At 60.4% G+C, this 11,873-nt stretch carries 9 protein-coding genes; 2 read left to right on the top strand and 7 right to left on the bottom strand.

Features of this window, described 5'->3' with window-relative positions; all coding sequences use genetic code 11:
- Positions 1-15: 15 nt before the first annotated feature.
- The 5 genes from H0Z09_RS16650 to H0Z09_RS16630 all read right to left on the bottom strand — a co-directional run bounded on the left by H0Z09_RS16650 (position 16) and on the right by H0Z09_RS16630 (position 6,426).
- The gene (locus H0Z09_RS16650) at positions 16-942 is read right to left on the bottom strand and encodes a glutamate/aspartate ABC transporter substrate-binding protein (RefSeq protein WP_186691499.1); all 927 of its coding nucleotides are present in this window, start codon (positions 940-942) and stop codon (positions 16-18) included.
- Between the two features lie 366 nt (positions 943-1,308).
- Positions 1,309-2,847, bottom strand: a complete 1,539-nt coding sequence (glpD, locus tag H0Z09_RS16645) for a glycerol-3-phosphate dehydrogenase (RefSeq protein ID WP_186691498.1) — start codon at positions 2,845-2,847, stop codon at positions 1,309-1,311.
- A gap of 286 nt (positions 2,848-3,133) precedes the next feature.
- Positions 3,134-3,889 carry a DeoR/GlpR family transcriptional regulator gene (locus tag H0Z09_RS16640; RefSeq protein ID WP_076951400.1) on the bottom strand — a complete coding sequence of 252 codons (756 nt, stop codon included), beginning with the start codon at positions 3,887-3,889 and terminating at the stop codon, positions 3,134-3,136.
- Between the two features lie 96 nt (positions 3,890-3,985).
- Positions 3,986-5,491, bottom strand: a complete 1,506-nt coding sequence (glpK, locus tag H0Z09_RS16635) for a glycerol kinase GlpK (RefSeq protein WP_076951401.1) — start codon at positions 5,489-5,491, stop codon at positions 3,986-3,988.
- A 77-nt stretch (positions 5,492-5,568) separates the two neighbouring features.
- The gene (locus tag H0Z09_RS16630; RefSeq protein ID WP_186691497.1) at positions 5,569-6,426 is read right to left on the bottom strand and encodes an MIP/aquaporin family protein; all 858 of its coding nucleotides are present in this window, start codon (positions 6,424-6,426) and stop codon (positions 5,569-5,571) included.
- A 327-nt stretch (positions 6,427-6,753) separates the two neighbouring features.
- Here H0Z09_RS16630 and ybaK point away from each other — a divergent pair, with 327 nt between their 5' ends.
- Positions 6,754-7,224 carry a Cys-tRNA(Pro) deacylase gene (ybaK, locus tag H0Z09_RS16625; RefSeq protein WP_076951403.1) on the top strand — a complete coding sequence of 157 codons (471 nt, stop codon included), beginning with the start codon at positions 6,754-6,756 and terminating at the stop codon, positions 7,222-7,224.
- A gap of 74 nt (positions 7,225-7,298) precedes the next feature.
- Here ybaK and H0Z09_RS16620 read toward each other — a convergent pair whose 3' ends face one another.
- Both H0Z09_RS16620 and argF read right to left on the bottom strand, forming a co-directional pair.
- Positions 7,299-8,408 (bottom strand): ABC transporter ATP-binding protein, encoded by a 1,110-nt coding sequence (locus H0Z09_RS16620; protein WP_186691496.1) that lies wholly within the window; start codon positions 8,406-8,408, stop codon positions 7,299-7,301.
- Positions 8,405-9,325 (bottom strand): ornithine carbamoyltransferase, encoded by a 921-nt coding sequence (argF, locus tag H0Z09_RS16615; protein WP_076951405.1) that lies wholly within the window; start codon positions 9,323-9,325, stop codon positions 8,405-8,407. The genes H0Z09_RS16620 and argF overlap by 4 nt, the downstream gene beginning before the upstream one ends.
- A gap of 431 nt (positions 9,326-9,756) precedes the next feature.
- Here argF and H0Z09_RS16610 point away from each other — a divergent pair, with 431 nt between their 5' ends.
- Positions 9,757-11,865 (top strand): molybdopterin oxidoreductase family protein, encoded by a 2,109-nt coding sequence (locus H0Z09_RS16610; RefSeq protein WP_186691495.1) that lies wholly within the window; start codon positions 9,757-9,759, stop codon positions 11,863-11,865.
- Positions 11,866-11,873: the final 8 nt, after the last annotated feature.

Raw genomic sequence — 11,873 nt, 5'->3', positions numbered from 1 at the left:
AAGCTTAGTCAGGTATCAGATTTTTACGTCAGGCGCTGGTTTGTCGCTTGGGTTGGCGATCAGCTCCTTCACCTTTTCACTCATCGGGAAGTTCAGGTTCAGGCCTTTTGGCGGGATCGGGCTTTCGAACCATTTGGCGTAGATCTTGTTGATCTCGCCGGATTTGTACAGACCGACGATGGCGTTATCCACGGCTTTCTTGAAGTCCGGATCGCCTTTGCGAACCATGCAGGCATAGGCTTCGAAGGACTGCGGCGTACCGGTGATGACCCAGTCGTCCGGCTTCTTGGCCTTGGCTTCTTCACCGGCGAGCAGGGCGTCATCCATCATGAAGGCAACCGCGCGGCCGCTTTCGAGCATCTGGAAGGATTCGCCGTGGTCTTTGGCGGAGATGACGTTCATGCCCATCTGCTTGTCGGCGTTCATCGCCTTGAGGATGCGCTCGGACGTGGTGCCGGCGGTGGTCACGACGTTCTTGCCTTTCAGATCGGCGAAGTCGGCGTAGGACGGCTTGCCTTCCTTGTCTTTCTTGACCAGCAGGCGAGTGCCGATTTCGAAGATATTGGTGGTGAAGTCGACTTGCTGGGCGCGTTCGGCATTGTTGGTGGTGGAGCCGCACTCAAGGTCCGCGGTGCCGTTCTGGATCAGCGGAATACGGGTTTGCGAGGTGACCAGGTTGTACTTGGTCTTCAGGTCGGGTTTGTTCAGGTCTTTTTTCAGGGCTTCAACGATAGCCAATTGAATGTCGTGGGAGTAGCCCACGGGTTTGCCCGAACCATCCGCGATGTAGGAAAACGGAATGGAGCTGTCGCGGTGAGCGAGAGTGATGGTGCCGGAGTCGTTGATCTTCTTCAGGGTGCCGGTGAGTTCAGCGGCGAACACTGGAGTGCTGATCAGAGCGGCAGCGATAGCTGCGCCCAGAATATGGGGAACGATGCGCATCAATACTTCCTCGACATTTGTTTTTTTTATGAAGCCAGCTAAACGGCTCTCTTGTACAGCGAATGCCCGTGACGGCTCCTGAGGCGTCCCAGGCAATCGTCCAAGAGTGTAGAGCATGAGTCGTGCCATACCAGCAGTAAAAGATTAACTGCATGATTTAGTTGGGGATTAAGTTTATATGACGAGTTTTTTTAAGCCTTGGGTCCGGCAAACCGAATAGGTTGTCGTGTGGTGTTCGGAAAACCGAATGGGCCTGTAGGAGCGAGCTTGCTCGCGAAAACCCTGAGAACGCCGCGTTTATTCAGCATGAACGCGGCGTTTTGCGTTTTTCGCGAGCAAGCTCGCTCCTACAGGATTACGGGTGTGTCAGGCAGCCTGGGTCTTGCTGCGGTTCTGCTCGACCTTGGACAGGTAACGTTGCACGCTTTCCTGCTCCTGCGCGGTGGTGAACAGGCCGAGCTTGGTGCGGCGCCACAGCACGTCCTGAGCTTGGGTCGCCCACTCTTCGGCGCACAGGTAGTCGACTTCGCGGGTGTACAGGCCACCACCCAAGTGCTCGCCCAGGTCGGCCAGGGATTGCACGCCTTCCAGCAAGCGCCAGGTGCGGCTGCCGTAGGTGGTGGACCAACGGCGGGCGATCTCGCTCGGCACCCAGTCGAATTTGCTGCGAATGGCTTCGGCCAGAGCTTCCGGCGTCGTCATGTCTTCGCCGCCCGGCAGGCTGGCCTTGGCGGTCCAGCTCGGGCGCATCTGGGTGAAGTACGGCGCCAGTTGCGCCATGGCCGATTCGGCAAGCTTGCGGTACGTGGTCAACTTGCCGCCGAACACCGACAGGATCGGCGCCTCGCCTGTGCCGCCCGACAAGGCCAGGGTGTAGTCGCGGGTGATGGCCGACGGGTTGTCCGACTCGTCATTGCACAACGGGCGCACACCGGAGTAGGTGTGGACGATGTCGTCGCGACTCACTTGTTTCTTGAAATGCGCATTAACCACTTTGAGCATGTAGTCGGTTTCACCTTCGGTGATCGCAACTGCAGCCGGGTCGCCGCTGTACTCGCGGTCGGTGGTGCCGATGATGGTCAAGTGGTTCAGGTACGGAATGGTGAAAACGATGCGCTGGTCTTCGTTCTGCAGGATGTGCGCATGCGCACCTTCATAAAGTTTGGGCACGATCAGGTGGCTGCCCTGGATCAGGCGGATGCCGTACGGCGAGTCCAGCTTCAGGTCGTCCTTGATGAACTTGGCGACCCACGGGCCTGCGGCGTTCACCAGCGCACGGGCACGGATCGAGAACAGGCTGCCGTCGGCGCGTTCCATGTTCATTTCCCACAGGCCCTTGCTGCGGTGGGCACTGACGCAACGGGTCTGGGTGTGGATGTGCGCGCCTTTTTCGCGGGCGGCCATGGCGTTCAACACGACGAGGCGGGCGTCATCGACCCAGCAGTCGGAATATTCGAAGCCTTTGGTGATTTCGCTTTTCAACGGGCTGTCCGGGCCGAACTTGAGGCTTTTCGAACCGGCCAGTTTTTCGCGCTTGCCCAGGTTGTCATACAGGAACAGGCCGGCGCGGATCATCCAGGCCGGACGCAGGTGCGGGCGGTGCGGCAGGACGAAGCGCATCTGCTTGACGATATGCGGCGCCTTGGCCAGCAACACTTCACGTTCAGCCAGCGCTTCACGCACCAGGCGGAATTCGTAGTGTTCAAGGTAGCGCAGGCCGCCGTGAATCAGTTTGCTACTGGCGGAAGACGTGTGGCTGGCCAGATCGTCCTTTTCGCAAAGGAATACCGACAAACCGCGCCCGGCTGCGTCTGCTGCAATGCCGACGCCGTTGATCCCGCCGCCGATTACGGCAACGTCATAGACTTCGGCAAGCGGTGGAGCAGGCAAGGTAGAAGGGTTCATCGGCTGGCCTCTCGATCTTTTCGTATTGGAATTCGAACATTAATGTTCATTTGCGAAAATGGTAGCTGATAAACGCGGGCACAGCCAGTCGAGTTCGATTGAAAAAACTCATCGAAGGAGGGGGAAAGGAAAATTTGTGAACGTGAGCCTGGGCCAGGCTCGAGAGAATGAGTGCTGGATGGATCGCCTTCGCGGGCAAGCCCGCTCCCACAGGTGGCCGCATTCCCATGCCGGAACTCGATCAAATGTGGGAGCGGGCTTGCCCGCGATGGCGGCGGTGCAGACGCTAGACGACCTCCAGCCTCACCTTATGCTCACTCAACAACTGCACCAACGCCGGCACCGGCTGCTGATCGGTCACCAGGCAGTCCACCAGGCTGATCGGCCCGAGGCGAATCATGGCATTGCGCCCGAATTTGCTGGAGTCCGCCGCCAGGATCACCTTTCGCGCATTGGCAATGATCGCCTGGGAAACCCGCACCTCCTGGTAATCAAAGTCCAGCAGGCTGCCGTCTTCGTCGATCCCGCTGATACCCACCAGGGCAAAATCGACCTTGAACTGGTTGATGAAGTCGACACTCGCCTGGCCCACCACACCGCCGTCGCGTCGCACATTCCCGCCCGTGAGCAGCACGTCGAAGTCGTCCTTGGCGCTGAGCATGGTGGCCACGTTGAGGTTGTTGGTGATGATTTTCAGGTGATTGTGATTGAGCAACGCACGCGCGATGGATTCGGTGGTGGTGCCGATATTGATGAACAGCGAGGCGTGATCGGGGATCTGCGCGGCGATGGCTTCGCCGATGCGCTGTTTTTCGTCGCGCATCTGGTCGGCACGCATGGCGTATGCGGTGTTTTCGACACTGGAGTCATAGGCCGCGCCGCCGTGGTAGCGGCGCAGCAGATTGGCGTCCGCCAACTGGTTGATATCGCGGCGGATGGTTTGCGGGGTGACAACGAACAGCTGCGCCATTTCCTCGATACTGACATAGCCGCGTTCGCGGACCAGCTCGAGGATTTGTTGTTGGCGGGGAGGCAGATTCATGGGGCGTCCTTTGGGCTGCCATACAAAAGTGGCCCATGATGACGCAGGAATCCGCTCCCTGCCAGTTACAACCCCATATGGGTTGTGACGCCTGGCTTATTCAGCGCCTTCGTGGGGCTCCCAGTCACGGGTACGGCTCACCGCTTTTTGCCAGCCGGCGTAGAGCTTCTCCTTGGCGACTTCGTCCAACTGCGGTTCGAATTCGCGCTCGATCACCGCCTTGCCGCGCAATTCGTCCAGGCTGCTCCAGAAACCGCAGGCCAGGCCCGCCAGGTACGCCGCACCCAATGCGGTGGTTTCGCGCATTTGCGGGCGCTCGACCTGTGTGCCGAGGATATCGGCCTGGAATTGCATCAGGAAGTTGTTCGCCACCGCGCCGCCGTCCACACGCAGCGACTTGAGGCGTTCGCCCGAGTCCTGTTGCATAGCGTCGAGCACGTCGCGGGTCTGGTAGGCAATCGACTCCAGGGCTGCACGAATAATGTGATCCACGCGTACGCCACGGGTCAGGCCGAACAGCGCGCCACGGGCATACGGGTCCCAGTAGGGCGCGCCCAAGCCGGTGAACGCCGGGACCAGGTACACGCCGTTGCTGTCCTTGACCTTGCCGGCGAAGTATTCGGTGTCGTGGGCGTCATTGATGATTTTCAGCTCATCGCGCAGCCATTGCACGGTGGAACCGCCGTTGAACACGGCGCCTTCCAAGGCGTAGGCCACTTCGCCACGCGGGCCGCAGGCGATGGTGGTGAGCATGCCGTGCTTGGATTTCACCGCCTTGTCGCCGGTGTTCATCAATAGGAAGCAGCCGGTGCCGTAGGTGTTTTTTGCCTGGCCGGCTTCGACGCACATCTGGCCGAACAGCGCAGCCTGTTGGTCGCCGGCGATACCACCGATGGCAATGCCGCTCTTGGTGCGGCCGTAGATTTCCGAGGAGGACTTCACTTCGGGCAGCATTTCGCGCGGCACGTCGAGGATCTCCAGCATCTTCGCATCCCACTCCAGGGTGTGGATGTTGAAGAGCATGGTGCGCGAAGCGTTGGTGTAGTCGGTGACGTGGGTCTTGCCGCCGGTAAATTTCCAGATCAGCCAGCTGTCGATGGTGCCGAACAGCAACTCGCCGTTGCGCGCACGCTCGCGGCTGCCTTCGACGTGATCGAGGATCCACTTGAGCTTGGTGCCGGAGAAGTACGGGTCGGTCACCAGGCCAGTGCTGTCGTTGATGTATTGCTCGTGGCCGTCGCGCTTGAGCTGCTGGCAGATCTCGGTGCTGCGCCGGCATTGCCAGACGATCGCGTTGTAGATCGGGCGGCCGGTGACCTTGTCCCAGACCACAGTGGTTTCGCGCTGGTTGGTAATGCCGATGGCGGCAACCTGGTCATGGTGCAGGCCGGCTTGGGCCAGTGCCTCGACCATCACCGCGCTCTGGGTGGCGAAGATTTCCATCGGGTCATGCTCGACCCAGCCGGCTTGCGGGTAATGCTGGGTGAATTCACGCTGGGCGGTGCAGACCACGTTGGCGTCACGGTCAAAGATGATCGCGCGCGAACTGGTGGTGCCCTGGTCAAGGGCAATGATGTAGTTCTTATTCTGAAGGTCGGTCATGTCGATTGCCTTGCATGAAAATAAGGAAGTCAGAAATCAGCCTGGGCCGCGAAGGGCAGGGGACCAGGCTGGCGTTTTCAGGAAATACGCGTATTGCCGTTGACAGCCGTGTCAGGTGTTTCTTCAGCTATAGCAGGTGCGGCGCTCGGCAGATGGCGGGCAATCAACCCGCGATAGGCCGCAGCACCCAGGCATGCGCCGACGATCGGCGCGAAAATCGGTATCAGGAAGTAGGGAATATCGCGGCCACCGGTAAAGGCCATTTCACCCCAACCCGCGAAAAAGGTCATCAGCTTGGGGCCGAAATCCCGCGCCGGGTTCATCGCAAAGCCGGTCAGCGGGCCCATGGCGCTGCCGATCACCGCGATCAGCAGACCGATCAGCAGCGGTGCCAGCGGGCCGCGTGGCAGGCCGTTGTTGTCATCGGTGAGGGCCATGATCACACCCATCAGAATCGCGGTGATGACCATTTCCACCAGGAACGCCTGGGCAGTGCTCAGCAGCGCATGGGGGTAGGTGGAGAACACCGACGCCAGCTCCAGGCTTGCCTGGGAGCCGCGCACCATATGGTGGGTTTGTTCGTAATCGAAAAAAAGATTGCTGTAGAGCGTGTAGACCAGCGCGGCCGAGCAGAAGGCGCCGGCGATCTGGGCGAGGATATAGAAGGGCAGTTTGCGCTTGTCGAAGTCGGCGAAAAGACAAAGGGCGATGCTGACGGCAGGGTTGAGGTGAGCCCCGGAAATGCCGGCGCTCAGGTAGATCGCCATGCTGACGCCGACGCCCCAGATGATACTGATCTCCCACAAGCCAAAGCTGGCACCCGCGACCTTGAGCGCAGCGACGCATCCTGTACCGAAGAAGATCAGTAGCGCAGTCCCCAGGAACTCGGCCATGCATTGGCTCGAAAGTGAAGGCTGTTGAAGAGCAGTTGTCATGGAAAACCTCAGTTGTTGTTCTTGTCTGGCGCACGGCCTCAACGGGCTGTTGCGCGATTTTCACCGTGGCAAGGATCCCCATCCCGGACACGGCTTACTGCTGGAACGCTGTAAGTCTATTCCTACAGTATTCGGAAACGAAAAAATATAGACAAGAATGACGGCTGTCAAAGGTCGAAAGTGAACTGTCAGTCACTTTCAAACTATTGGTCTCGTGAATGATCACATTTGTCATGCTGCGCGTGCACCTTGAAAGTGGGCGAACTAGAGCGTTTTACGCGGGCTTGGCCTAGAATCGGCCATCTGTTTGCCACGCCCGGAGACGTCATGACCCCTGCATTGGACTTGTTGAAAAAAGTTCGCGCCGAACATCGCATCCACAGTTACGAACATGACCCAAAGGCGGCGTCGTATGGGCTGGAGGCCGCGGAAAAATTGGCGCTCGACCCGGCGCAGGTATTCAAGACCTTGCTGGCCAGCAGCGAGAAAGGCGAATTGTTGGTGGCGGTGGTGCCGGTCGTCGGAAGTCTGGACTTGAAGGCTCTGGCACAGGCCGCGGGGGTGAAAAAAGTCGAGATGGCCGACCCGGCAGCGGCGCAGCGCTCGACCGGCTACCTGCTGGGCGGCATCAGCCCGTTGGGGCAGAAGAAGCGCCTGCGCACGTTTATCGATGTGACGGCGCAGCCGTTTGCGACGATTTTTGTGAGTGCGGGGAGGAGGGGGTTGGAAGTCGAGTTGCCGGCGGCGGTGCTGGCGGAGCATACCCAGGCCAAGTTTGCACCGATTGGTCGGGCGTGAACCTCACTTTCGAAGCCAAAGAAGTTCCAATGTGAGAGCAGGCAAGCCAGCTCCCACATTCTGATTGGGTTTCGTCAGTGAGCTGGACTGTAACGCCGCACGCCTGATTCGGCCTGCGGGATTTGCGCGGCAGTGCTACCCGATGCCTGGAACAACACCAGATGTTCAGCCGCAACCCGAATCCCCACCTGCGCCCCGACCTGATGGTCTGCATGGCTGGGAAAAATCGACTCCAGCTGGGCGCCCGTCGGCAATTGCAGGCGGTACAAGGTCGACGCACCGAGGAATGTCTTGCCGACAATCCGTGCTGTCAACGCGCTATCCGGCGCGTGGACGATGTCGTCCGGGCGCAGCAGCACGTCCACCGCGCCACCCGTAGGCCAGGTATACGCACGGTTGCCGCGCAGCTCACCCAGTTCGGTGCTGACCGATTCAGGCGAACTCAATTGCCCGCGGATGAAGTAGCCCTGGCCGATAAAGCTGGCGACGTAAGGCGTCTGCGGTTCGTGATAGAGGTTGTAGGGCGTGTCCCACTGTTCAAGCCGGCCCTCCTTGAAAACACCGACCTGGTCGCTGACCGCGAAGGCTTCTTCCTGGTCATGGGTCACCAGGATCGCGCTGGTGCCCCGTGCCTTGAGGATATCGCGTACTTCGTGGCTGAGCTTGCGGCGCAACTCGCCGTCCAGGTTGGAAAACGGTTCATCGAGCAGCAACAGCGCGGGTTCCGGCGCCAAGGCGCGGGCGAGGGCGACGCGTTGTTGCTGGCCGCCGGAGAGTTCATGGGGGAAGCGTTTGCCCAGGTTCTTCAGGTTTACCAGCTCGAGCAATTCTGCGACCACACGGTCTTTTTGCGGGTGCTTGCGAATACCGAACGCGATGTTGTCGGCCACGCTCAAGTGCGGAAACAGTGCGTAGTCCTGGAATACCATGCCTATGCGACGTTTCTCGGGTGCCAAGGTGAATCCGGCACTGGAGATCACTTCACCGGCCAGGCTTATTTCACCTTCGTGCACCGGTTCGAACCCGGCAATTGCCCGGAGTGTGGTGGTCTTGCCGCAGCCGGAAGAGCCGAGCAGGCAGCCGATGTCGCCTGCATTGAGGTGCAGGTTGAGGTTCTGCACCACTCGCTGGTCTTGATAGCCGCATGCCAGGTTGCGCAGGTTCAGCAGTAGTGGCTGGCTCATGCGTGGTGGTACGACGGTGGAACGAGGAATTCAAGCAGCGCTTTCTGCGCGTGCAGGCGGTTTTCAGCCTGATCCCACGCGACCGAACGTGGGTCGTCCAGCAGGTCGAGGCTGATTTCTTCGCCGCGGTGCGCCGGCAGGCAATGCATGAACAACACATCCGGGGCGGCCAGGTCGAGCAGCGCGCGGTTCACCTGGTACGGCGCGAACCGGGCCAGGCGCGTGGCGGTCTCCTCTTCCTGGCCCATGGAGGTCCAGACGTCGGTGCTCACCAGATGCGCGCCGACCACGGCGTCTTTCGGATCGCGCAGCAGTTGCACGCGGCCGTCCGCCTTGGCCAGGAATTCGGCATTGGGTTCGAAGCCTTCGGGGCAGGCGATGCGCAAATGGAAGTCGAACTGGATCGCCGCTTCTATATAGCTGTTGCACATGTTGTTGCCGTCACCGATCCAGGCCACGGTCTTGCCCTGGATCGAACCACGGTGCTCAAGGAAGGTTTGCATATCGGCCAGCAACTGGCAGGGGTGCAGATCATCGGACAGGCCGTTGATCACCGGTACCCGGGAATTGGCGGAAAATTCGGTCACGGTGCTATGGGCGAAGGTTCGGATCATCACCGCATCGAGCATGCTCGACATCACCTTGGCGCTGTCGGCGATCGGTTCACCACGGCCCAGCTGTGTGTCGCGCGAGGACAGGAAGATGGCTTGGCCACCCAGCTGGATCATACCGGCCTCGAAAGACACGCGGGTGCGGGTCGAGGACTTCTCGAAAATCATCCCGAGCACGCGGTTTTTCAAAGGCTCGAACAGTACGCCGCGGTTACGCAGGTCTTTAAGCTCAATGCCTCGACGGATCACGCTGACCAGCTCTTCGGGCGTGCAATCCATCAGGGAGAGAAAGTGCCTTGCGCTCATCATTAACTACCTTTTGCAACAGACCGCAGATACTCAAAGCCTTGTTTATTGTGACAACGGGCGAGACCTGCGGCGAAAGCCGCACGGGGCGACGAAATAGGGGAAGGCGCGATATTGACATTAAATGTCGCGTGTTTCCAATAGGCTACGGTTTTTAAGGGTGTTCAAGGAGGGCGCCGGAGCGCGTTTGAAGACGATTTCCAGACAGCAGCGGGCCATTTGTACACTGGCGCTGAGACCTTTTGCAATGCGTCGGGGCGCCAGCAGGCCAGGCTGCGTCGGTTTTGCGGGGGGAGGGTGGTTTTCTGAAACATTTACTCACGCTTGGCCATGGCCTGGCCTGATGCCCATCGATTCACGGCGCGAACGTTGGTGGCGCCGTGGGTGGCCGCGGCCCATAGTTGGACCAAAGCCCAATAAAGAGACTGGCCATGACCAAGACTCTCCACCACCGTGCCTGCCATCTGTGTGAAGCCATCTGCGGCTTGACCCTGGAAACCACCAGAGCCGAAGACGGCAGCCTGGCGATTACCTCGATCAAGGGCGACGCTCTGGACAGTTTCAGCCGAGGGCACATCTGCCCCAAGGCCGTCGCGCTGCAGGACATCCAGAACGATCCCGACCGCCTGCATCAGCCGATGTTGCGGGTTGGCAATGAATGGCAGCCCATCGCATGGGACGAGGCCTTTGCGCTGGTGGCCGAACGGCTGGCGGGTATCCAGGCACGCCATGGGCAGAATGCGGTGGCGGTGTATCAAGGCAACCCCAGCGTGCACAACTACGGGTTGATGACCCACAGCAATTACTTCCTGGGTTTGCTCAAGACGCGCAATCGCTTTTCGGCGACCTCGGTAGACCAGTTGCCTCACCATCTCACCAGCCACCTGATGTACGGCCATGGCCTGCTGCTGCCAATCCCGGACATCGACCACACCGACTTCATGTTGATCCTGGGCGGCAACCCGCTGGCATCCAACGGCAGCATCATGACCGTGCCCGATGTGGAGAAGCGTCTCAAGGCGATCCAGGCCCGCGGCGGTAAGGTGGTGGTGGTCGACCCACGGCGCAGCGAGACCGCGGCGATGGCCGACCAGCACCTGTTCGTGCGCCCTGGCGGCGATGCGGCCCTGTTGTTCGGGGTGCTCAACACGTTATTCACGGAGAACCTGACCCGCCATAGCCACCTGCCGGTTGAAGGCCTGGATGATGTCCGCCGCGCCATCGCCGGATTCACCGCCGAGGCTATGAGTCGCCAGTGCGCGGTGCCTGCCGAGCAGATCCGCCAGTTGGCGCGGGACTTCGCCGCTGCCGACAAGGCGGTGTGTTACGGCCGCATGGGCGTATCGACCCAGGCGTTCGGCACGTTGTGTCATTGGCTGGTGCAATTGATCAACCTGGTGAGCGGTAATCTGGACCGTGTTGGCGGTGCGCTGTGCACCACCCCGGCCGTGGACTTGGTGGCGTCGACCGGCGGTGGGCATTTCAATCGCTGGCAGAGCCGGGTCTCCGGGCGCCCGGAGTACGGTGGGGAGTTGCCTGTGTCGGCCCTGGCTGAGGAAATGCTCACCGAGGGCGAAGGGCAAATCCGCGCATTGGTCACGGTCGCGGGCAACCCGGTGTTATCGACGCCTAATGGGCGGCAACTGGAGCAAGCCCTGGATGGCCTGGAGTTCATGGTCAGCATCGATCTCTATATCAACGAGACGACGCGGTATGCCGACCTGATCCTGCCGTCCACCTCAGCGTTGGAAAACGATCACTACGACACCACCTTCAATATGTTCGCGGTGCGGAACGTCACACGTTTCAATCGGGCGATATTGCCCAAGCCCGAGGGCGCGCTGCATGACTGGGAGATCTTCGTCGGCCTGGCCAGTGCGTTCGCGGCGCAGACCAGTGTCGCGCTCAAGCCGACCATGCCCCCGGCACAGATGATTGATTTCGGACTGCGCGCGGGCACCTACGGTGATGCATCCAGCCATAAACTTTGCGTGGCGAAGTTGGCGGACCACCCTCACGGCCTGGACCTGGGACCGCTCAGGCCCAATCTGGCGGCGCGTTTGAAAACCGCGAGTGGCAAGGTGCAAGCGGCGCCGGCGGTGATCCTCGCCGACCTGGTACGTTTTGCGGCGCAGCCGATGCCGATGGCCGATGAACTGCTGCTGATCGGACGTCGCCATGTGCGCAGCAATAATTCGTGGATGCATAACTATCACCGACTGGTGAAGGGCAAGCCCCGGCATCAATTGCTGATGCATCCCGATGATCTGGCTAGCCGCCAGTTGAGCGATGGCCAGCGCGTGCGTGTCAGTTCGCGCATCGGCATGATCGAGGTGGAGGTGGTCGCCAGTCTGGAGATGATGCCTGGCGTCGTCAGCCTGCCTCACGGTTGGGGGCATGGCCGCCCAGGCGTACGGATGACGATCGCCAGCGAACAGCCAGGCGCCAGTGCCAATGACTTGACCGACGAGCGGCAATTGGACGAGTTGTCGGGCAACGCCGCATTGAACGGCGTTCCCGTACAGGTAGCAGCCGCCTGAGCACCCGG

Origin of the sequence: Pseudomonas sp. SWRI18 (assembly GCF_014268345.1) — a bacterium.
Lineage (GTDB): Bacteria > Pseudomonadota > Gammaproteobacteria > Pseudomonadales > Pseudomonadaceae > Aquipseudomonas > Aquipseudomonas cedrina.
Note: the sequence above shows the minus strand (reverse complement) of the source record. Positions and strands in the feature narration are given on the sequence as shown.

What these genes read in the sequence shown, in the direction of transcription:
- argF (WP_076951405.1), bottom strand. Translation starts at nt 9,325, where the DNA reads ATGAGCGCAAGGCACTTTCTCTCCCTGATGGATTGCACGCCCGAAGAG.
- glpK (WP_076951401.1), bottom strand. Translation starts at nt 5,491, where the DNA reads ATGACCGACCTTCAGAATAAGAACTACATCATTGCCCTTGACCAGGGC.
- glpD (WP_186691498.1), bottom strand. Translation starts at nt 2,847, where the DNA reads ATGAACCCTTCTACCTTGCCTGCTCCACCGCTTGCCGAAGTCTATGAC.
- H0Z09_RS16620 (WP_186691496.1), bottom strand. Translation starts at nt 8,408, where the DNA reads ATGAGCCAGCCACTACTGCTGAACCTGCGCAACCTGGCATGCGGCTAT.
- H0Z09_RS16630 (WP_186691497.1), bottom strand. Translation starts at nt 6,426, where the DNA reads ATGACAACTGCTCTTCAACAGCCTTCACTTTCGAGCCAATGCATGGCC.
- H0Z09_RS16650 (WP_186691499.1), bottom strand. Translation starts at nt 942, where the DNA reads ATGCGCATCGTTCCCCATATTCTGGGCGCAGCTATCGCTGCCGCTCTG.
- H0Z09_RS16610 (WP_186691495.1), top strand. Translation starts at nt 9,757, where the DNA reads ATGACCAAGACTCTCCACCACCGTGCCTGCCATCTGTGTGAAGCCATC.
- ybaK (WP_076951403.1), top strand. Translation starts at nt 6,754, where the DNA reads ATGACCCCTGCATTGGACTTGTTGAAAAAAGTTCGCGCCGAACATCGC.
- H0Z09_RS16640 (WP_076951400.1), bottom strand. Translation starts at nt 3,889, where the DNA reads ATGAATCTGCCTCCCCGCCAACAACAAATCCTCGAGCTGGTCCGCGAA.